The following is a 20038-nucleotide window of genomic DNA, read 5'->3' on the forward strand; positions in this document are numbered from 1 at the left end:
ACAGCGACAACGACCTGTCTCGCCAGCTGGGTCACCGGTAGTAGTCCTCGATGTCCGGAAGGTCGAGCCGGATGACATAGCGTGCTCGTTCCGAATTGTCCGGGTCGACCAAGAACCTCACCCGCTCGCCGGTCCGGATCGTACGGAACCCTTCGGTCACGATGTCGGAGTACATGAAGGAGTGGTGTGTCTCGGTCTCGATGTCGCGGACCACGTACGTGCCCTGCCGGCCGTCGTGCCCGCTGCCCAGCGGCATGCGGTCGACGATGTGACCGAATCGCTGGCTGCTCGCCGTCGCGGTCTCCTCGATGCTCATCCGAGCTCCTCGACACATCTGAAACCGACCGCGTTGCTGCATCCCCGGCGCCGGGACAGGCCCTTGGAGGAGACCTGCAACGCCCGGTACGGGTTGTCGTAGGAGCCACCGCAGATGACCACCTCATTGAGGTTCTCCAGGACCGTGCCGGTGATCTCCCAGACGTTCCCGGCCATCTCCCGCACCCCGAACGGCGAAACGTTGCCTGGATGCGCGTCGACCGGTCCCGGCATGGCTTGGCTGAGCCGTCCTTGGTCGAGTTCCTCCCGCCACGCCTCGTACGTGATCAATGGCCGTCCGCTCCACGAGTCGGCGCAGTTGACGATGTCCAGGTCGATGTCGTCACCCCAGGGGAACAGCCGCCCGTCGCCACCCCGCGCGGCGGCCTCCCACTCCAGGGAGGTCGGCAGGCGTTTGCCCTCGAAGCGGGCGAAGGCGTGGGCGCTCCAGTAGTTGACACAGATCGCCGGATGGTTCTCGTACGCCGGGTCGGTGAAGTACTCCTGCACCTTAAGGCGTTCCTGCCACGGCTCGTGGGAGAACTCCGGTGGCTTGTCCGGGTGGTCCCACTGCTGCGAACCGTGTTCCCGTACGGCCTCCAGGAAGCGGTTGTAGCGGCCGACTGTGACGGGGAAGCGGTCGAAGCGCACCGGGCGCTCGACGCGCCGGAGCATCAGGTGGTGGCTCGGCCCGACGAGGTACGCGCCCGCGGGCAGGACGCAGTCGTCGGCCGGAGCCTGCGGCGCCTGGCGGGAACGCCGGTAGAGGAACTCCCGGACCTGCTCGGTCAGGCGCGGACCCGCCTCGACGGCTGATTCCCGACCGGCCGGGTCACGCAGGTGTTCGGCCGCCAGCAGCTCCTGGTAGGCCGAGTGCGCGAACGCGATCCCGGACGAGTCGACGGGCCGGAAGAAATCCTTCAGCCGGAAGGCGTCATAGGTCAGCCGCCCTCCCTCGAAGAGCGATATGCCCAGCTCGTTGACGAGCTCGACGAACGTGAACGTCGTACGGCCACGCAGGAAGGCCGAGCCGAAGTACGTGACGATCGATGGCAGGGTGTCGGTGAGATCAGCCGAGGCCGCCACCCGCGTCATGTGCCGCCAGGCGAGATCGACGAGGTGCGGGCGATCGTCGCCGCCGTCGAGTTCCAGTTCGCGTGCCAGGCGGAGTTCGAGGGGCGTCCCGGCGTCCGTGGCGTCCTGGAGTCGCAGCGCCGAGAAACGGGGCACGCGCAGCGGGTTGACGCCCTGTGCGTGGAGTTGCTGGACGAGCTTCTCCGACACCAGCGCGGTGCCGTCCAGCAGCCGTCGCACCTGCGGGGAGTCCTCAAGGAAGGAGACCCGCGAGCTCGTGACTACCGCCGACTCCGCCGACAGCACCTGGGCGAGCTCGGTGAACAGCTCCAGGAACCCCTCCTGGGTCATCGACGGCACCGCCTCGTCGATGCCATCCAGCGCGCACGCCACCGACCCTGACCGCGCGAAGTAGTGGAAGACGTCGAAGACGTACGAGTTCTCGACGGCCATGTACGGCGCGAGCGTGCGCGTGACGAACTCCTGGAACTCCTCGTCGCGGCCCTTGAGGCTCATGTCGAAGTAGAAGCGATAGCGGCGCCGGCTCGCCGTCGCCGACCCGGCGACCAGTTGCTTGAGCAGCGTCGACTTGCCGCTTCCCGAACGGCCGACGATGAGCAGGTTCCCCCCGGAGGAGGCGACCTCGTCCAGCAACTGGTCGGCGGCACCGACCCGGGAGATCCGCTGCTCGCCGGTACGTTCGTCCGTGGTGAGCAGGTCACCGGATATCGTCAGGCCCGCCGGGTCGAGCAGCTCCGGGTAGGCGCCGAAGACGTCCGCCAGATGCCGGTCCAGATCGACGAAGGCGTCCATGAAGCGGTCATAGGTGACGATCCGATAGTCCTCCCCGAGCGGGCTCGAAACCACGGGGACGTCGTCCTCTTCCAGGATCAGGAACCGGGTGAGCTTGGGCAACTGGGTCTGCAACAGCTCACCGCCGGTGGCCTCCAGCACCGCGGCCACGTCCTCGACGTTCTTGCTGAGCAGCAGCTCGACGTACTCGCTGCGTAGCCCTCGTTCGCGAAAAAAGAGTTGGTAGACGGTGTTGCGCGACAGCTCGAAGCGCTTGACCGGTTTGTAGTCGAGGGTCAGGTAGAGCCCGGCGAGAAACTCCGCCTTGAGCGCCACCTCGGGGGAGAGCTTGGGCACGTCCCCGGTCAGGATGCCGCTGCCGGTGCTGCCGAACCAGGCCAGCACGTCCAGCAACCGGCGTACGGCCGTCAGCCCGTCCTCGTCGGCGATCTCGTAACCGTCGTGGGTGGACCGGTTGCGCAGGCGCTGGATGTCGCGCAGCGAGTCGAGGACGCTACTGCTGCGGATGTGCGGCTGAGCCCCCTTGATCAGCTCGCTCAGGGCCTTCCCACCCGGGTCGCCGGGGACGTTGTGGTGCCGCCAGAGCTGCTTAAGGATCCGCTCGGTGATCTTCCCGACCAGCGCGATCGCGTTCTCGGGATAGCCGTCACCGAGCGACTTGATCGGCCGTTCGAAGTCCAGGCCGAGGTGACGGGCGACACGGGAGTGGTCGTCCAACTCGTTGCGGAGCTGGTAGAGACGGCTGTCGAGCTCCACACTGCTCACGCTTTCACCCCAAATACGAAGGCGAACCGGTCGAGGCACTGTAACTCGGCACCCGGATGCCTGCCCCGGATTTCCTCGATGCCCTTTTCCAACTCTGCATCATCGAAGCTGGAAAGCAGTGACATGTAGCGGTTTCGGACCATTCGCAGATAACGCTCGGTGCTGAAAGTGAGCGGGAACTCGTCGTAGGTGAGCTCGGCGTCGAGACCGCTGCCGCTCATCGCGTCGGCGATGCCGACAGGATCGGGCTGGCGCTCGCGAAACAGCCTCAGCGCCGCGTCGAACAGCGGGTAGTCGATACTCGTCGGCAACATGACCACGAGCATCCGCCCACCCGGCCGCAGGAGACGGGCCAGCCCGTCGAGGGCCCGGGGCGGATCGGCGACGTGGTGGATCACCTCCTTGAGCAGGATCGCGTCGTAGCCGTCGTGCGGAGGCCGTACGCGCTGCTCCGCGAGTTCCTCGGCCCCGGCGCGCAGTGGGACCAGACGCTCATGGGCGGGAAGCTGGTCGAGCATCGCGGGGGAGGGGTCGGCGCAGACCACCACCTCGGCGTGCTCCACGAGCTCTCGCGCGTACAGGCCGGTCCCGCCCCCGACGTCCAGCACCCGATGCTCCGGGGTGATCCGGAGCCGGTCGAGAATGTTTCCGGTCATCCATTGAATGAATTCCGGACTGTATGCCCAGTTCTCGTCATATTTGTCAGCGAGGCGATCGTAGTGGGCCCGCGTGACATCGCTCCGCACGAGACATTCCCTCCAAGCCGAGACACCAGGGCAAGCCAAGGGTCCAATGGACGGTGAGGTGGGTCAAGGCCGGTCAGAAAGCGAGATTGGTCATGCTCTTTTGGAGGGGTGTGGATTTGATAGGAGCGAATTCAGTAGTGGATTACCGTACGAGGCCATGCAGCAGGGCGATCCACATCGCGTCCGCCTCCCGGGCCTGCCAGCGGTCACTCTCGTCGATCGCATGATGCTGTCGCGTACGGCGGATGAACCTCAGCCCGCCCGCCTGGCACAGCTCGTAGAACAGGGCGCCGCAGTCGCAGGTCCACCTGACGACCCGGGCCTGCCCGTCCCCGTGCGGAGGGCTCCAGGTCAGCTCCTCGCAGTGGGAGCGGGCGGGGAGAACGTGCGGGCTGAGGCAGCGGGGCGAGTAGTCCCAGCTGACCACGGTGTCACTGTCCGCTCAGCTGGAACCAGACCACGCGCCCGGCCAGGGTCTCGTACCAACCCCAGGCCGAGGACAGCTCCTGCACCAGCCAGAGCCCGCGCCCTCCACCGCTGTCGGGACTCACGCCCGCGCAGAGGCGAGGCCGCTGCCCGGTCGATCCGGCGTCGACGACGTCGATGTGGAGCGTTCCAAGATGGTTCGCGACGGCGATGGTGACCCGGCCATCGGGGCATCGGCCGGAGTCGGAGTGGCGGATCGCGTTGGTGACGAGCTCGGTGACGAGCAGCAGCGCGTCGTCGATGTGTGGGTGGTCGGTCCCTTTCAGCAGGTCGTGGACGTAGCGGCGGGCCCGGGGAACGGCCGCGACCTGCGCGGGCACCTCGACCTGACCCAGCAGCCCCAGCGCCCTCACCGCGTCCGCCGCGTGATCCGCTCGCAGGCCATCCGCGCCCTGGTCCGGGTGCCTCGCTCGTGCCTTTGGCCCCAGGCGCACGCCGAGACGCGGTCTCGCTGGTCGGTCGTGGGCCCTCGCTGTCCGGGCAGCAGGAAGATTTCCATGCTCGCCTGCTGCTGGTCGGGAGGAAACCGCACCACGGAGTCGAACCCCAACTTGTTCAACTCCCAGGCCAGCTCCACCAGCAGCCCACCCCACCCTTGAAGATCACACACCCTCATCTGATCGCCTGCCCTTCGTGAACTCCGCATCTGTTGAGCACTTGCCGCGACCCCGTCATGTGCGGAGGGTTACAGCTCGTACGCATAGAGCATGCATCGATGTTGATGAGCGCGCTACTAAAAGAGCAAAATTGCTTTCCGGCAAGCTCGGGACTCTCGGTTAGCGAGCCGCTACTGTTGGCTCAGCTCAAGGGAGGATGGACATGAGGCAAACAGGGAGCCCTACCGTGCGCAGGCGTCGCCTGGCCTCAGAGCTCCGCCGCTTACGTGACCGCGCTCAGTTGACGATGGAAGAAGTCGGCGAACGGCTCAGCTGGTCCGCCACCAAGATCTCGCGGATCGAGACATCCCGAGTGGGTGTCGTTCCCAAGGACGTCGAACGCCTTCTCGACCTTTACGAAGTGGACGGTCCCAGGCGAGAGGAACTGCTCAAGCTCACGCGTGATGCTCGGAAAAAGGGCTGGTGGCAGGCGTACAACGACCTTTCGAGCGATTACACCGCTTATATCAGCCTTGAAGCTGAAACCGCTTCGATGCGGAGCTTTGCGTCCGTGCTTCTTCCGGGCCTCCTCCAGACCGAGGACTACGCTCGCGCCGTCATCCGCGCTGGCTTGATTCTTGCGCCTCCTGGTGAAGTCGAACGCCGCATCGAAGTCCGCATGGCCCGGCAGCCGCTTCTCACCCAGGCGGAACCCCTTCGGCTCTGGACCGTCCTCGACGAAGCCGTCATCCGTCGAATCATCGGTGGACCTGCGGTGATGCGGACACAGCTCGAACGGCTCCTTGAACTGGCGGACCTACCCAACATCACCGTTCAGCTTCTGCCTTTCCATGCTGGAGCTCACTCGGGCACGAGTGGCGCGTTCCAGATCATGGAGTTTCCCGAGCCTGCCGATCCGGATGTGGTGTTCCTAGAAAACCTGACGGACAGTCTCTATGTGGAACGGGAGACGGACGTCTACCGTTATACAGTGGCATTTGATCATCTTCGTGCCAAGGCGATGGATCCAGATGATTCCCGACGTCTCATCGCGAAGACGGTCACCGAATTTGATTGATCGCTAGGAAAGGAAGTTGCGCATGTCCACCCCGGATTCATCCCGCATTGTGTGGCGCAAGAGTTCCCTCAGCGGTGCCGGCCAGGATTGCGTCGAGGTCGGCGTTTGGCGCAGGAGCGCACCCGGTGGCAATGATGCGAGCTGCGTTGAAGTCGCACTTGCTAGCGATGCCCAGGTTGCACCCGAGCGTACGGCCGATGCCGAACAGCTCTTCCTAATCCGTGATTCTAAGGAACCTGATGGCCTGGTTCTGGCCTTCATGTCCTCTGAATGGAATGCCTTCCTCGTTAGCATCAAGAACGGTGACCTTGTGGACCTGGACCGGTAGCCAAGCTTCCCCACGTGCTGTTGATCAGAATGAGACCGGTCCGGAGACCGGGGCAGAATGAGATCACTCACGCCGCGCCGCCGTCCCCAAAGTCCCCGCAATGAGACCGGTCCGGAGACCGGAGTGCAACGAGCTCACCGGCCAGAGCAAGCCCGTCGAGATCACCCCGCAATGAGACCGGTCAGGGAGACCGGAGTGCAACCATGACCACCAAGGAGTCCAGCCGCGTCCGCGAGCTCCTGCAATGAGACCGGTCGTGAAGACCGGAGTGCAACTTCGGGGGTCCCCGCCCAGTCAAGGACCTGGAACGCATCGCCCCGCAATGAGACCGGTCGTGAGAAGCAGGGTGCAACCACCGGCCGCGTAGACGGCCTGGCCTGCAAGAAGGGTGCCGCAATGAGACCGGTCACGAGGGCCGGAGTGCAACGTTACGCAAAAACATGGTGTTGTACAGGCGTGCGAGGCCGTAATGAGACCGGTCACGAGGACCAGAGTGCAACACGTACCTGGCTCTGTGTACGGCTGACTTGGCGAAGCCGCAATGAGACCAGTCACGAGGACCGGACTGCAACTCTCCTTGATCGCGAGCTTATCCGCCGCGACATGATGCCGCAATGAGACCGGTCACGAGGACCGGACTGCAACGCTTCGCGAGCTGAGTTTATAGCGCAGAGTAATCGAGTCAAAGCGAAAGAATGTCTGGTTTGAGTTCTTGAGTGCTTGTTTGGGCTTCGGAACCTCCCGGGGAAAGCGGGAATGCTTGAGGTTCCTAACCGGCTCCCAGGAGAGGACAGCCTGGCGAGGATCGTGGCATGCTGTGCGTTTTTCAAATGACAACTTGTGCGTACATGCAGAGGCTAGATGACCTTCACGGGAAGCGGGGCCAGGACGCCGTCGAAGGTGCGGCCGGGGATGCGTTGGCGTTCTGCTCCGTAGACGTTGAAGACGCCGAGCGCCGGCCACTGGGCGGAATCGACCGTGGGGGTTCGGTCGCGAGGGGCGAAGGTGGGGTGGTCGAGGAGGCACCTCACGGAGGGGAGATCGAGGGCGGGGCGCCAGAGGGGCCAGAGCATGACGGAGGTAGAGGCTGTTCGGTGCCAGAGGGTGGCGCGGAGACGGTGGCCGTCGCCGGTGATACGGAGGAGGGGCAGGGCCATAGTGGCCAGCCAGGTGGCTCCGGGGACGCCGCTTTCCCGGCCGGGACGGCCCTCGGGGTCGTCGCTGTTGCTGCGCAGCACCCGGTGATCGAGATATTCGCCGGTGAAGCCCTCCACACGTCGCCAGCCGACCAGGGCTTCCAGGAGTCGCTCCGGCTCGTTCCGTACCGCCTCCAGGGGTTTCTCGAAGAAGGTCCGTAGCTTCTGCTGCCCGCTGGGGGCGGTGAACGGTGTGATGGCGCAGCGGCCCTGCTTGTCGAGGGCGAGGTCGGTGACCAGGGATGGCAGCCAGGTTTCCACCGCCTCGGGATGACTCGCCATCAGCTGGTGGAAGTCCTCGCGGGATCGGCGCAGCGGGTCCTTTCCTGAGCCGGACGGCGGTGGAAAATTGGCTCCGCCGTCGGGGAGGACAGCCGAGTCGGGGATCGACGCGACGACACCGCGCAGGGCGTCCGCTATCTCCTCGGCCGTCTCGTACGGGCTGTGCAGGATCGCGCAGGCGGTGGTGTGGGAGAAGGAGAGCGCCGTCGGCACGTGGCAGATGTCGGCGCAGACGCGCAGGAGGCCCAGGGCGGCGAGGAAGCCGAGCGGGTCTCGTCCGTCGAGGGCGGGGAGCTCCGTGCTGAAGGTCGTCATGTCCGCTCCTCACTGAGGGCCGAGCACCAGATGTCGGCCAGCCGGACTATGGCTTCCATCCGGGCGAGACCCCAGCGGCCGTAGCGCCGGTTGAGGCGCTCGAAGCGGCCCGGAGACGTCCAGTCGACCGACCGGGAGGTGTCGACCTCGATCGGCTGGCCGTCCCGCTCGATTTTGGTGGTCGGCGCGGGATCGATGACCGAGGGGAACAGTGGGCGGCTCCGTCCGTGGTGGCTGGCGACGAGGTGCAGGACCAGGTCATGGTCGACGTCGCGTACGTCGGTCAGCAGGGCGGTCGCGATCTGGACGGAGAGCACCTCGTGGCGCATTGAGCCCGGATAGGACGCCCTTCGGCGGGCCTGCCGGAAGGCGGCGCGGTCGCCGGGGTTCATGCCCGACTTCGCGAGCGGTTCGTCGCCGGCCGCTGCCGCCCAGCGGTCGCCGCCGTGGAGCATGACCTGGAAGCGCGGGTCGCGTTTGCCCTCGTCATGCCAGAGGGCGGCGAACCCGACGGCACGGACGACCTCTGGCTCCATGCCCAGGTTGCGGGCGAATTCCTCGGCCTTCTCCGCCACCTCTTGCTGGTGGATGGCCAGGGAGAGCTTCGCGGCGGAGATGGAGGATCCTGCGGCGGTGGTGTCCTCGCGGAACGCGGTGGTTCCGAACGACAGGAGGAGGGTGCCGGTGTCGATGTGGTCGATCAGCCAGCCCTGGGGGCGGCCGGTGAGCCGTCTGAGCATCGTCAGGTGAGGTAGCTCGTCCTGACCCGGTTGAGGTTTGCTCAGTGCGGATTGGAGCGACAGGGTGGGGTTCGGTGCGAGAGCATTCTGGTGGTCGGTTCGCAGGCGTTCGACCCAGGCCGCGACCTCGGGGGCGAGGTCGGGAGCGTAGGTTTCCATGGCGCGGACCAGGCTCGGGCCGACGCGGATCGTCATCCCTCCCCGGACGCCGGACTGTGCGAGGTCGGCGATGTCGATCGCGGGCTCGCGGCTGTCGGGATGCCAGCCGTGCTCGTCGCAGCCGCCGTAGGAGGTGGGGACGACGACGAGGTCGGACGCGCGGATCTTCGTGGGGCTGACCACTTCGGCGCTGTCGCGTGAGCGGTAGCGCAGCACGGACCTGCCGCCGGGTGGGACGAGGACGTCGGGGAGGTACTCGGCCTCCAGGTCGCTGATGTCGTCTCCGCCGGGCTCGCCGCTGAGCCAGCATTTCACGGCGGGGAGCGGCAGCTCGATGCTCTCGGCCGAGGTCGGCGGCACCAGGCCGACGAGGTCGGGCCACAGCTTCTCGTCGTTGGGGAGGTCGCGCCAGACCACCGTCACCTGGGCTGTCTCCCGTTCGATTCCGTGCAGGTAGGGGGCCACGGGGATGTCGTTGAGGGGGATCGGTGAGGTGCGGGCCCAGACGTCCAGGTGGGCCCGACCCAGGAAGGGGACGTAGGAGCGGGGCTCGCGCAGCGTCGCCCACTGGCCGGGGGGCATGGCTCGCACCAGCGCGCGCAGTGCCGAGGGGAAGACGTCCATGCCCGTCGGTTCGGCGGGGAGCCGCGCCTTCTGCGAGTGGGTGAGGGGTGTGCCGCCCTGCTCGCATAGCCAGGCCCAGGTCGCCGGACGGGCCGTGTCGTACACGCCGTCGGAATCCGCCGAGCCGTGCAGCACGACCGCGGAGGCCACGGTCTTCTGGTCACCGAGGCGGTTCAGGCGGCCGAGACGCTGGATGAGCGCGGGCAGTGAGGACGACTCGGTCACGAGCGCGTCCAGGTCGATGTTCGCGCCGACCTCGATCGTCTGGGTCGCCACGACGAACATCGGCTCGGCGGATGCGCGATCACGGCCTGCCCTAATGCGCTCGTAGTGGTCGGCCAGCAGGTAGTCGCGGTCGAGCGGACGGATCTTGCCGGTCAGCATCACGCAGCGGCTCGCGCGGTCGGTGCGCAGGAGCTCGAACACGGCCCGCGCCCGCGCCACGGTGTTGACGACGACACCGACGACCGGGTGTTCGCGGTGCAGCTCCCGCGCCCAGTGAGCAAGAGCTTCGGGCATCACCTTCGCCGTGTTGGCCTTGGTGGTCGGCACGTCCACGAGGTGGAGCCGTTTGGACGCCTTCAACCGTTTGGACGCCTCCTCGTGGTTCTCGTCCGCCTCGGTGATGCCGTGCACGTTGGCGGTATCGGCCTCGGGGCTGGCGGACATGCTGACCACGGTCGGACGGATCGGGGCCGGTGTCTCGTCACAGGTCGTGGCCCCGCGCACGCTGGCCAGGAACGCCTCCGAGAGGTGGGCCTCGTCCACCACGATCAGGCTGTCGGTGCCCACCAGCGCCGCGTCGATCGGGCGCAGGTGTTCCCCGACGCCGTAGCCGCGGAAGAGGAACCGGCTGCCCACCTGGTCGACGGTCCCGACGACGATCGCGTGCCGGTCAGGTCGCTCGACCCACCGCCACGACCAGTTGACCCCACCGCGCATCCGGGTCACCTCCACCGGCGTCCCGAAGGTGTCGCCCTCCATCCGGAGGGCGGTGGCGACCTTGGCCGCGAGGCTCCCTCGTTCGGAGGTGCGGAGAGCCTCGGCGATGGTCTCGGCGTGCCGGTATGCCTCGTCGACGATGAGCCGACGGTCGACGACGAAGAAGACGCGCCTGGGAACCCCGACGCGATCCTGAACCCTGCCGAGGGCCGCCGCGAAGAGGGCGACGTCGATCACGGACGTCTTCCCCAGACCCGTGGGGACGTCGATCAGCTCCGGCCAGCCCTCCTGAACCACCCGGTCGAGAAGCGCGGTCTGCCAGGGGAAGGGCTCATACCCGTGGACCTCCTTGTAGAAGGCGGGGAAGTCCGTGACGGTGAAGGCACTCATCCGGAGACCCCTTCGGGGATGAAGAGGCCGAGGCCGAGGTAGCGCAGGGAGCCCGCGATCACCGGCCCCACCACCGGACGGTCGAAGACGACCCGGGTGTGCACGATGGGTTTCTTCGGCCGGTTGGCCGGGAGGGATCCCGGGCGGGGACGCCAGATCGCCCCGCGCGTCAGCGGCGCCGTCGAGACCTCCACGTCGGTGACGTGGGGGAAACCGGCCCGGCGCAGCGACTTGGCGACCATCTGCTCGTACGAGCGGCCAGGACGGGCGAAGCTGTCGGTCATCATCGGGGTGGCCGTGACCCAGGTGCGGGTCCCCTCCGCCCGGCCGGTCCACCGGCCGCGACGCAGGGTGCGCAGGTTCTGACCCTGGCCGAGCCGCACCGGCTCGCCTGGCCAGGGGGTGAGCCTGGTCAGCGGGTCGGCCATGACGGCCTTGGCCAGCCGGTTCCAGTCTTCGGCGGGCATGTGACGGGGGAGTGCCAGCGCCACTCCGAGAAGGTGGCCGTCGGAGTGCTCCTGCTCGACGTCGGGAAGCGCGAGGAAGGCGACATGGGTCCTGTCGTCGGCCCCGTGCCCGCTCACCTGGGCCGGGATCGGCTCGCTCACCCTGGACATGACGGCCTTGCGCAGGGCGAGCGTGAGCCGGGCGACCTGGTCGCCGCTGACGCGGGCGCTGGGCCGCTCGAATCCCCACACGATCAGGTCGTCCCAGGGGGAAAGGTGCGTCGGGACGGGTTCTTCCATCGCCACGACCGGTGAGTACGGCAGTGCCCGCGCGGCTTCCCACGCTCTCCCGCCACGGTCGTAGGCGTCTTGGAGCGCGTCGGTGTATCCGACGTAGGGGACGCGCAGCTCGATCGCGCCGGGGGTGCCGAGCGCGACGGGGGCAAGCTCCGACCACGCCGGTTCGTCGTCGGGGAGGGAGCCGGTCACGGTCACCTCGGCCTGGCTGGTCGAGCGGCCGACGTACGGCACCCGTCGGGCCAGGGCGCCGAGCTTGGCCAGCATGCCGGGATCTGGGTCGGCACCCGGCCACACCACGGCGAACCGGTCGCAGGCTGGGGTGACGAACGCGCGGCTGCGCGCCCCGTTCGTGCGGCCCGGCCAGCTCTGGCTACCGCTCTTCTGCTCGGTCTGGTTCGTCACCACGTAGGAGTCGGTCCTGCCCGGCCGCGCATCGTCCATGGCCGCGCGCACCACCGGCGCCCCGGCGCGTTCGAGCCAGCGCAGGGCGTCCCAGTCGTCCGCCTGCACCGCCGAGGCGGCTAGGGCGCAGAACAGCCGGGCCGGGTGAGGGGGCCATTCGGCCCGGCTGGGCCGCATGTCACCGGCGTCGTAGCGGCCATGGCGCAGCCGCACCGTGAGAGTGAGCGCCACGACTGCTACTCCTCGTCGGCGGCGGACTGGGCGAAGGCGAACTCGATCGCCTGCTGGAGCGAGGGGATCGGGGTAACCTCGATCGTGTCGTCGGCCATTGGCACACCCAGCCGGGCCGCCTCGTCGCGCAGCTCGTGGTAGGCGTCCAGCGCCTCTCGTACCGACACCTCAAGCTCGTCGATGCTGCCGCCAGGAAGCTCCAGGCCGACCGTCTCGGACGCCTTGGCCAGGTCGCAGCCTGAGCGCAGCCAGACCGACGGGCGTCCGAACGCCAGCCGGTCGCCGACGAGGGTGAGGGCGGCGAGTGTGGCACGGCCGGCCACGCAGGCTTCGGCGGAGGCGTCACCGAAGCGCAGGCGCTCAAGGCCTGCGAAGGAGATGCTCGCGATCCGGCGGATCTCCTTGACGGTGGCTCCGCCCGGCACCGGGTTGGGGGCGATATTGCCGTGCCCGATCTCGCTGAGCTTGCCACCCTTCTTCTTCTCCCCGTCGGCGACGAACTTCCAGTGGTTCTCCGCCTTGGCCTTGTCGTCGACCGAGCCGGTGAGGTTCTGTGGGTCGAGGCGCCCGCCGCGTCGCGCGCCGAAGTGGGGTGCCACTCCGTACATGGTCGCGGTGTAGAGGCGGGCGAACTTGGGCCAGCGGCCCTTGCGGTGGGAGTCCCACGCGCCGAGCACGAGGGACAGGGGCTCCCGCTCGAACAGCGGCCGGACGTCGGTCACGCTGACGGCACGCAGCCGCTCGCCGATCCCGCTCTGGTCGAAGCGGATCCCTCCGATCGTGCTGTCGCGCAGGTAGGCGTCGGCGTAGCGGTGGGGGAAGTCGAGTGAGGTCAGCCGGATCTCGCCCCGGGACGTCTTCGTCCGGAGCTCGAACATCGGCAGGGTGAGACGGCCCCCGTCGCGGGCGTCGCGCAGCGCCTCCTCCAGTCGGTTGGACTGGGACTGCTCCTGGTCGATGGTCACCGTCCCAACCCGCTCGCCGTCGACCAGGCGATCGGCGACGACGTACTTCTTCGTGAGGTCCTTCTCGTTCTTGTCGGTGGGGAAGGTAGGGGGCATCACGACGTTGCCCTCACCGCCGACCGGTTGATATCTGGCCTGCACCACCAGCGCCGTGTGCTTCCTGTCGTCGCCGAGCGCGTCCAGAAGACGCGCCGAAAGACTCGTGCTCACCGCGAACACCTCTCTGTGTTGCCTGACCGCGAGAAAATTGCCTTGGGAGAGAGTGGCAGGCGGGACCGACAGAATCGGAACCGCCTGCGATACCGGCAGCCATGAAGACTGCGGAAGCGTCCTGTGCGTCCCTGCGGAAAATCCCTACATAACCGCAATGAGACCGCGAGATCGACAGAATTCGGATATTTCGGGAATATCGCCCATGCGTGAAATGGTGTCGGTTCAATGGGCGAAGTGGGTGGCCCTCTAGGTGTGGACCGAGACCTGTATCGGCTGGCTGGGGCGACGACGCAGCCAGATCGCTGTCGGGATCGCCACCGCGACGATCGTCAGCGGTATGAGGATTTTGATCTTTCTCTGCTGCCTATTGGCAGTGTGTTCGCCCATGGCGACACTCCATCCTCGGAATCGTTGGGGTATTTCCGGGTTGTGAGAGTATCTGGCAAGGGGTGAGACGGTTAGAAAATAGGAAAACTGGCCAGACCTACACGCAGCCTGCGTACGATTCCTACAGAGAAGCTGTATTCTCGGACCGGCCAAGCGGAAAAATCCGCTTTTCAAGGTCATCGGGTAGGGGTACGGCTGATCGGGTGTCGGGAGATGCCGGTGTCCCGGTCGGCCGGGATGAGATGGCCGAGGGCAGTGCGGGCGCCCTGGCTCTGGCGTCGAGGATCGGTCGAGGATCGGCGGTGTCATGCTCGGCTCCCGCTCACCCCGAAGGGCCGCTGTCGCGAGCCAGGGAAACGCGGGTGCCGAGGCTCGCGTCCGCGCCGCGAACCTCGTGGAAGAACGCTATTCGAGGTCGGTGTAGAGGTCGAAGGCGACGTCGGTGAGGTCGATCGTCCGAACCTCCGGACTGTCGAGGAGCTTGCGCAGGTCGCCGAGTTTCCAGCCGTCGACGACGAGCCCGTACACGACGCCCTCCTTGGCCGTTCCGACGAGCCAGCCGCGGTACAGCTCGAACTCCTCAAGGTCGTCCCCCTCGTCGAGCAGCCCGACCCACCTGCGGAACTCCGCCAGCGCCGGCACGGGCTCGGTCTCGCACCGATAGGGGACGTCCTCCCAGTTGCTCTCCTCGTTCATGTAGCGGTCCCAGACGACCGCGTTCATGGAGGGCACCTCGCTGGAGTCGTCGAAGAAGGACGTGGCGTAGATGTAGGAGACGCCCCCATCGCAGATTTTGTGCCTCCGGTTGAAGGCGACGAGCTGTTTGGCGGTCATCGAGTGTGCGAACTCCACGACCCCGACAGCCTTGAGCGTCTGGGGGAGTCCGTCGATGGTCTTTCCGACCTTCTCCTTCAGCTGCTCGTCGATGCCGGGCTCCGCGCTCACGGAGTTGATCGCGACGAACAGGCTGCTGGACGGTTCGTCGAGGGAGGGGGCGCGGACTGCGCCGAACAGGTCCTCCGTGATCTCGTACTTCGTCTCGTCATCGCTGGGGCCGACCCGGCGGGGCGTCTCCCACATTGTGTGGGTCGTCTCCAGCAGTCCGCCGTCGCTGTGACCGGGCGACAGGTACTTGTCCGGGTTCGCGACGCGAGCGGCGGTGCCGTACACCTGAGCTGTCCGTTTGTCGTCGAAGTCGCCGAACAGCCACAGAACTCGTTCGAACACGTTGAGTGCCAGGAACAGTGCCGAAGCGACGACCAGGACCTTGAGAAGGGACTTGGCCGCGTACGCCCAGTCGGGCTCCCTCACGTTCATCACCGTGCGCTCCTGCGACCTAGATCAAATCGGGTACGGCGCACCATAGCCGTCTGGCAACGGCTTGGACGGGGGAAATCAGGAGGAGGTGTGTTCAATCTTCCGGATTCCGGTTCAGCCTCCGGGCGGATTGAACCAGATGTCGATCCTCCACATCGCGATCATCGGTCTCGTAAGATGATTACATGCTTACTTGATCACTCGAAGGTGGAGACGATGATCGTTGAGTACATCCGTTACCGCGTCCCCCGGGCCGAGGAGTTCGAGGCCGCCTACCGCCGGGCGGCGGTGCCGTTGGGCAGGGCGCCCCAGTGCCTGGACTACGAGCTGTCGAGGTGTACCGACGAGCCGGGCGTCTACATTCTGCGCATCGTCTGGACCTCCGCCAAGGGTCACCTGGAGGGCTTCCGCGGCAGCGAGCACTTCACGGAGTTCTTCGCCGAGATAAAGCCGTACGTCGCGGACATCGAGGAGATGCGGCACTACGAGCCGGTGCTCACAAAGACCGAGCCGACGCTGTTCGACTGGGCGGGCGGCGCGACGGCGTTCGAGCGGCTGACCGAGACGTTCTACGGTCACGTGCGCGAGGACGAGGTGATCGGCCCGCTGTTCGCGCACATGGACCCTGACCATCCGCGGTACGTCGCGCTGTGGCTGGCGGAGGTCTTCGGCGGCCCCGACCGCTACACCCGCGAGCGCGGGGGCTATGCGCACATGCTCTCCCAGCATCTCGGCAAGCACCTCACCGAGCGGCAGCGCCGCAGGTGGGTGAGCCTGTTGATGGACGCGGCCGACGAGGTGGGGCTGCCCGCCGACCCCGAGTTCCGGGCGGCGTTCGCCGGATACGTCGAGTGGGGCACCCGCCTCGCGGTACAGAACTCCCAGCCGGGCGCCACCCCGCCCCCGCAGGCGCCGGTCCCGCGCTGGGGCTGGGGAGTCGCCCCGCCGTACCGGCCGTGACCCCGGATCCTGGTCGGGGCCACGGGCGGTCTCCCCACCGTTCCCGGTAACCGCAGGGCGTACTCCTGCTTCGGCGCCGACCGGCGAAAAAAGGTCTGTCGACCGGCGGAAAGGGGCGGGGACCTCGGGCTCGGACTCAGGACCCAGGACTGTGTGAGCCGACCTCCCGCTCTCCGCGTCCGGCGAGAGAGATGTGGTCGCGGATGATCTCGCCGACCCGGCGGGGCAGCAGGGGGGAGAAGAAGCCGTGCCCCATGCCGGGCACGGCCACCAGGCGCGCGTTCGGGATCTGCGCGGCGACCGCCTCGCCGTGCGGTAGCGGGCGGAGGGGATCCTCGGTACCGTGCACGACCAGCGTCGGCGCGGTGACGGCGGAGAGCGGCGCGAGCCTGTCCTCGGTCATCACCTTCCCTGCCAGGTCGTGGTTGGCCGCGGCGCGCGGGTCGCCGCCCAACTCGCTCGCGGCCTCGACGAGCCGTCGTGCGGCCTGCTCGTCGAAGGGCAGGACGTCGCCGTTCAGCACGCGCCAGGTCTCCATACCGGCCGCGATGTGCTCCTCGCGGGTGGCCGGGGGCGAGGTCGCCAGCCGGACGAGGTGCTGGAGGAACCGCTGCGTGGGCGGCGGCAGGTCGTCGGGGTCGGGATCCTGCCCGGCGAAGGCCCGGGCGAAGGCGGGTCCCGCGCTGTGGCCCATCGGGCCGGTCATGATCGCGGCGAGGGTGAGCACGCGCTCGGGGCGGTGCACCGCCAGCCACTGCCCGATCGCGCCGCCGAGTGAGGCTCCCGCGACGTGCGCGGCGGCCACCCCGTGCCCGTCCAGCACGGCTGTCGCGTCGCCGGCCATGTCCGCCAGCGTGTAGGGGTGCGTCGCGAAGTCCACGCGGCCGGACCGCCCGGTGTCGCGATGGTCGAAACGGATCACGTGCAACCCGCCTTCGAGGAGGACCTTCACCAATTCGTCCGGCCAGCCCATTCCCATTGTGGAGGTGCCCATGACGAGCAGCACGGCGGGATCTCGCGGATCACCGAACCGTTCCGTCCACAGCCGCACATCGCCGGACACGACAAACTTCTCTTCGTTCGCCTTCACGAGCGCGAATTTATCGATTTCTTTTATGTGAGGCAAATTGCAATTAATGTGCTATTGGCGGCAATTCATGGTATAATGATAATCGCGTTTTGTTTCTGATGCCCGGTCGGCCCGGTCCCGTCAGCCTGCGGTCCGCCCGTCGCAGAACACCTCCTCAAGGAGCTTTTCCAGCGCTTTCGGGAACACCTGCGCCGGGTCGATCGCGGCGTCCCCGGCGGTGATCGAGGCGGTCAGGGTCCTGCTGCCGTCGGGCGTGCTGTACATCAGCGCCCCGTAGCCGTTGACGCCGCCGTTGTGGTTGAGGACGGTGCCGACGCAGCCCGGGCCCGTGTCCTGCACGTACAGCCCGAGGCCGGTACGGCCAGGCGCGGCGTGGGAGGCGCCACGTCGAGCCGGATCGGGACAGGCTCGATCGGCACGGCCCTAGGAGATCTTGCGGCGGTAGGTGTTCATGGCGAAGACGTACGCGACGACGAGGATGCCGACGCACCAGCCGAGGGCGATCCAGATGTCGGTGCCGACCGGCTGCTGGGTGAACAGGTCGCGGATGGCGTTGACGATGGAGGTCACCGGCTGGTGCTCGGCGAAGAAGCGCACCGGGCCGGGCATGGTGTCGGTGGGCACGAACGCCGAGCTGAGGAACGGCAGGAAGATGAGCGGGTAGGAGAACGCGCTCGCGCCCTCCATGGTCTTGGCGGACAGGCCGGGGATGACGGCGATCCACGTCAACGCCAGGGTGAACAGGATCAGGATGCCCGCGACCGCGAGCCACGCCGGCACTCCCGCCGCCGAGCGGAAGCCCATGAGCAGGGCGACGAGCACGACCACCACGAGCGAGATCACGTTGGCGACCAGCGAGGTCAGCACGTGCGCCCACAGCACCGACGAGCGAGCGATCGGCATGGACTGGAAGCGCTCGAAGATCCCGCCCTTCATGTCCATGAACAGCCGGAACGCGGTGTAGGCGATGCCCGAGGCGACCGTGATGAGCAGGATGCCGGGCAGCATGTAGTTCACATACGAATCCGACCCCGTTCTGATCGCGCCGCCGAACACGTAGACGAACATCAGCATCATGGCGATCGGCATGATCGCGGTCGTGATGATGGTGTCCGGACTGCGCGCGATGTGGCGCAGGGACCGCCCCAGCAGGACGGCGGTGTCGCCGAGGAAATGCCTGTTCATCGTTGTCCCTTACTCGTCGGTGCCGGCGTTGCGGTCGTTGCGGTCGTTGTCGGTGTCGCGCCCTTGCCGTCGGCGCCGACGAGCGAGAGGAAGACGTCCTCCAGGGTCGGCTGCTTCTCGACGTATTCGACCTTGGCGGGCGGGAGCAGCTGCTTGAGCTCGGTGAGGGTGCCGTTCACGATGACCCGGCCCTCGTGGAGGATCGCGATCCGGTCGGCGAGTTGCTCGGCCTCGTCCAGATACTGCGTGGTGAGCAGCACCGTCGTCCCCTGGGCGGCGAGCTCCCTGACGGCCTGCCACACCTCGATGCGCGCCTGGGGGTCGAGGCCGGTCGTCGGCTCGTCGAGGAAGATGATCGGCGGGTTCCCGATGAGGCTCATCGCGATGTCGAGGCGGCGGCGCATGCCTCCCGAGTACGTCGACGCCTTCCGCGCGCCCGCGTCGGTCAGCGAGAAACGGGCGAGCAGGTCGTCGGCGACCTTGCCCGGATCCTTGAGGTGCCGCAGCCGGGCGACCAGCACGAGGTTCTCCCGCCCGCTCAGGATCTCGTCGACCGCCGCGAACTGCCCGGTGAGGCTGATGGACTCGCGCACGTCCGCCGCCTGCGTGGCGACGTCGAAGCCGTTGACCCGGGCGGTTCCCGCGTCGGCCTTGAGCAGCGTGGACAGGATTCTCACCGCCGTGGTCTTGCCCGCCCCGTTCGAGCCGAGCAGGGCGAAGATGCTGCCCCGCGCCACCTCGAAGTCCACGCCGCGCAGCACACGCAGCTCCTTGTACGACTTCTCCAGGCCCCGCACGTGGATCGCGGGCCCCTGGACCTGATTGGTTGTCATCCGGATATCCGTTCTCTGCCTGGTCACGGCTTGTCGCCCGTGACGCGATCGATGGCGTCGGTCAGCCGTTGCCGCTCCCGGTTGATCCACTGACCCCCCGGGTAGTTCTGGAGGAACGCCTCGACGAACTCCACGGGGTTCTCCCCGACGATTTCGCGGATCGGAGTCCCGCTCGCCGCGCTCTGTTCGAACAGGTCGGCGAGGTCGTCGTACATCGCGGCCGCGTCGGAGCTGTCCCCCGGCCCGAAGTGCATCAGGTACCGCTCCAGCGCCTCGACCGCCGCGTGATAGTCCTCGGGAAGCTTTTTGACGCGTGCCTTGTACTGCCGGTAGCGCTTCTTGTCCTCGAGCGATCCTGTGACCACCTCCAGGTACTGGCGGTAGCGGCTCTTCGGCTCGTTCGACCCTGTTTCCATGTCTAGTTGCCTCTTTCGTGGAGCTGTTCGAGCCGTTCTGCGAGGAAGCTCCAGTTCCTCCAGAACTCTTCGAGATATTCACGTCCCTGAGCGTTCAGGGAGTACACCTTGCGCGGCGGCCCCTTCTCGGACGGGACCTTCTCCACGTCGACGAGACCTCGCCGCTCGATCCTGACGAGCAGGGCGTAGACGGTGCCCTCGGCGATGTCGGAGAAGCCCTGGTCCCGCAGCCACGCCGTGATCTCGTAGCCGTACGCGGGCCGGCCGGACAAGATCGCGAGGACGATGCCCTCCAGCGTTCCCTTGAGCATCTCCGTCAGCTGCTTGCTCATGGGGCACCCCCTCCAGCTACTTAATGTCGCTGACTACTGGTATAAAGTAACACTGACTACCGGTATATAGCAACACTGAATAGCTGAGACGTGAGACCGGACCGCGAACGTG

General features: G+C 67.1%; 20 protein-coding genes. 3 read left to right on the forward strand and 17 right to left on the reverse strand.

Annotated elements, in window-relative coordinates:
* Positions 1-31: 31 nt before the first annotated feature.
* The 6 genes from ACTOQ1_RS38560 to ACTOQ1_RS38585 form a co-directional block, all read right to left on the reverse strand.
* The gene (locus ACTOQ1_RS38560) at positions 32-316 is read right to left on the reverse strand and encodes a hypothetical protein (protein WP_440073071.1); all 285 of its coding nucleotides are present in this window, start codon (positions 314-316) and stop codon (positions 32-34) included.
* Entirely contained in the window at positions 313-2967 is a 2655-nt protein-coding gene (locus ACTOQ1_RS38565; protein ID WP_440073072.1) for an SUMF1/EgtB/PvdO family nonheme iron enzyme, read from the reverse strand. Before ACTOQ1_RS38565 ends, ACTOQ1_RS38560 begins: the two co-directional genes overlap by 4 nt.
* Entirely contained in the window at positions 2964-3713 is a 750-nt protein-coding gene (locus tag ACTOQ1_RS38570) for a class I SAM-dependent methyltransferase (protein ID WP_440073074.1), read from the reverse strand. The genes ACTOQ1_RS38565 and ACTOQ1_RS38570 overlap by 4 nt, the downstream gene beginning before the upstream one ends.
* Positions 3714-3855: 142 nt before the next feature.
* The gene (locus ACTOQ1_RS38575) at positions 3856-4140 is read right to left on the reverse strand and encodes a hypothetical protein (protein WP_440073076.1); all 285 of its coding nucleotides are present in this window, start codon (positions 4138-4140) and stop codon (positions 3856-3858) included.
* A 4-nt stretch (positions 4141-4144) separates the two neighbouring features.
* Positions 4145-4552, reverse strand: a complete 408-nt coding sequence (locus tag ACTOQ1_RS38580; RefSeq protein ID WP_440073077.1) for an ATP-binding protein — start codon at positions 4550-4552, stop codon at positions 4145-4147.
* On the reverse strand, positions 4549-4815 hold the full coding sequence (locus ACTOQ1_RS38585; protein WP_440073079.1) for a hypothetical protein: 267 nt from the start codon (positions 4813-4815) through the stop codon (positions 4549-4551). Before ACTOQ1_RS38585 ends, ACTOQ1_RS38580 begins: the two co-directional genes overlap by 4 nt.
* Positions 4816-5042: 227 nt before the next feature.
* Here ACTOQ1_RS38585 and ACTOQ1_RS38590 point away from each other — a divergent pair, with 227 nt between their 5' ends.
* Both ACTOQ1_RS38590 and ACTOQ1_RS38595 read left to right on the forward strand, forming a co-directional pair.
* Entirely contained in the window at positions 5043-5873 is an 831-nt protein-coding gene (locus tag ACTOQ1_RS38590; protein WP_440073081.1) for a helix-turn-helix domain-containing protein, read from the forward strand.
* Between the two features lie 22 nt (positions 5874-5895).
* Positions 5896-6201 carry a DUF397 domain-containing protein gene (locus ACTOQ1_RS38595; protein ID WP_440073083.1) on the forward strand — a complete coding sequence of 102 codons (306 nt, stop codon included), beginning with the start codon at positions 5896-5898 and terminating at the stop codon, positions 6199-6201.
* 857 nt (positions 6202-7058) lie between these two features.
* Here ACTOQ1_RS38595 and ACTOQ1_RS38600 read toward each other — a convergent pair.
* The 5 genes from ACTOQ1_RS38600 to ACTOQ1_RS38620 form a co-directional block, all read right to left on the reverse strand.
* Complete coding sequence (locus ACTOQ1_RS38600) at positions 7059-7994, reverse strand: type I-G CRISPR-associated protein, Cas3-extension family (RefSeq protein ID WP_440073084.1); 936 nt, start codon at positions 7992-7994, stop codon at positions 7059-7061.
* Entirely contained in the window at positions 7991-10849 is a 2859-nt protein-coding gene (gene cas3g / locus ACTOQ1_RS38605; protein ID WP_440073086.1) for a type I-G CRISPR-associated helicase/endonuclease Cas3g, read from the reverse strand. Before cas3g ends, ACTOQ1_RS38600 begins: the two co-directional genes overlap by 4 nt.
* Complete coding sequence (gene csb2 / locus ACTOQ1_RS38610) at positions 10846-12228, reverse strand: type I-G CRISPR-associated protein Csb2 (RefSeq protein ID WP_440073087.1); 1383 nt, start codon at positions 12226-12228, stop codon at positions 10846-10848. Before csb2 ends, cas3g begins: the two co-directional genes overlap by 4 nt.
* A 5-nt stretch (positions 12229-12233) precedes the next feature.
* The gene (gene cas7g, locus ACTOQ1_RS38615) at positions 12234-13403 is read right to left on the reverse strand and encodes a type I-G CRISPR-associated RAMP protein Csb1/Cas7g (protein ID WP_440073089.1); all 1170 of its coding nucleotides are present in this window, start codon (positions 13401-13403) and stop codon (positions 12234-12236) included.
* A gap of 795 nt (positions 13404-14198) precedes the next feature.
* The gene (locus ACTOQ1_RS38620; RefSeq protein ID WP_440073090.1) at positions 14199-15110 is read right to left on the reverse strand and encodes a hypothetical protein; all 912 of its coding nucleotides are present in this window, start codon (positions 15108-15110) and stop codon (positions 14199-14201) included.
* A 216-nt stretch (positions 15111-15326) separates the two neighbouring features.
* On the opposite strand from ACTOQ1_RS38620, the gene ACTOQ1_RS38625 reads away from it, so the two are divergent.
* A complete protein-coding gene (locus ACTOQ1_RS38625; RefSeq protein ID WP_440073092.1) occupies positions 15327-16070 on the forward strand; it encodes a group II truncated hemoglobin in 744 nt (247 codons plus the stop codon).
* A 136-nt stretch (positions 16071-16206) separates the two neighbouring features.
* Here the strand turns inward: ACTOQ1_RS38625 and ACTOQ1_RS38630 are convergent, their stop codons facing one another.
* From ACTOQ1_RS38630 to ACTOQ1_RS38655, 6 genes are all read right to left on the reverse strand, one after another.
* Positions 16207-17160 (reverse strand): alpha/beta fold hydrolase, encoded by a 954-nt coding sequence (locus ACTOQ1_RS38630; RefSeq protein WP_440073093.1) that lies wholly within the window; start codon positions 17158-17160, stop codon positions 16207-16209.
* Between the two features lie 120 nt (positions 17161-17280).
* On the reverse strand, positions 17281-17499 hold the full coding sequence (locus ACTOQ1_RS38635; protein ID WP_440073095.1) for a hypothetical protein: 219 nt from the start codon (positions 17497-17499) through the stop codon (positions 17281-17283).
* Between the two features lie 84 nt (positions 17500-17583).
* Complete coding sequence (locus ACTOQ1_RS38640; RefSeq protein ID WP_440073097.1) at positions 17584-18345, reverse strand: ABC transporter permease; 762 nt, start codon at positions 18343-18345, stop codon at positions 17584-17586.
* Positions 18342-19178: an ABC transporter ATP-binding protein gene (locus ACTOQ1_RS38645; protein ID WP_440073099.1), complete on the reverse strand. Its 837-nt coding sequence runs from the start codon at positions 19176-19178 to the stop codon at positions 18342-18344. Before ACTOQ1_RS38645 ends, ACTOQ1_RS38640 begins: the two co-directional genes overlap by 4 nt.
* Positions 19179-19201: 23 nt before the next feature.
* Positions 19202-19594 carry a DUF1048 domain-containing protein gene (locus ACTOQ1_RS38650; protein ID WP_440073100.1) on the reverse strand — a complete coding sequence of 131 codons (393 nt, stop codon included), beginning with the start codon at positions 19592-19594 and terminating at the stop codon, positions 19202-19204.
* A gap of 2 nt (positions 19595-19596) precedes the next feature.
* Positions 19597-19926: a PadR family transcriptional regulator gene (locus tag ACTOQ1_RS38655; protein ID WP_440073102.1), complete on the reverse strand. Its 330-nt coding sequence runs from the start codon at positions 19924-19926 to the stop codon at positions 19597-19599.
* Positions 19927-20038 lie beyond the last annotated feature (112 nt).

Source organism: Streptosporangium sp. OZ121 (assembly GCF_051918885.1).
GTDB lineage: Bacteria > Actinomycetota > Actinomycetes > Streptosporangiales > Streptosporangiaceae > Streptosporangium.

Excerpts from the sequence above, each read along its gene's own strand:
- ACTOQ1_RS38560 (WP_440073071.1), bottom strand. The coding sequence starts at position 316 with ATGAGCATCGAGGAGACCGCGACGGCGAGCAGCCAGCGATTCGGTCAC.
- ACTOQ1_RS38585 (WP_440073079.1), bottom strand. The coding sequence starts at position 4,815 with ATGAGGGTGTGTGATCTTCAAGGGTGGGGTGGGCTGCTGGTGGAGCTG.
- ACTOQ1_RS38595 (WP_440073083.1), top strand. The coding sequence starts at position 5,896 with ATGTCCACCCCGGATTCATCCCGCATTGTGTGGCGCAAGAGTTCCCTC.
- ACTOQ1_RS38600 (WP_440073084.1), bottom strand. The coding sequence starts at position 7,994 with ATGACGACCTTCAGCACGGAGCTCCCCGCCCTCGACGGACGAGACCCG.
- cas3g (WP_440073086.1), bottom strand. The coding sequence starts at position 10,849 with ATGAGTGCCTTCACCGTCACGGACTTCCCCGCCTTCTACAAGGAGGTC.
- ACTOQ1_RS38620 (WP_440073090.1), bottom strand. The coding sequence starts at position 15,110 with ATGAACGTGAGGGAGCCCGACTGGGCGTACGCGGCCAAGTCCCTTCTC.
- ACTOQ1_RS38625 (WP_440073092.1), top strand. The coding sequence starts at position 15,327 with ATGATCGTTGAGTACATCCGTTACCGCGTCCCCCGGGCCGAGGAGTTC.
- ACTOQ1_RS38640 (WP_440073097.1), bottom strand. The coding sequence starts at position 18,345 with ATGAACAGGCATTTCCTCGGCGACACCGCCGTCCTGCTGGGGCGGTCC.
- ACTOQ1_RS38645 (WP_440073099.1), bottom strand. The coding sequence starts at position 19,178 with ATGACAACCAATCAGGTCCAGGGGCCCGCGATCCACGTGCGGGGCCTG.
- ACTOQ1_RS38650 (WP_440073100.1), bottom strand. The coding sequence starts at position 19,594 with ATGGAAACAGGGTCGAACGAGCCGAAGAGCCGCTACCGCCAGTACCTG.
- ACTOQ1_RS38655 (WP_440073102.1), bottom strand. The coding sequence starts at position 19,926 with ATGAGCAAGCAGCTGACGGAGATGCTCAAGGGAACGCTGGAGGGCATC.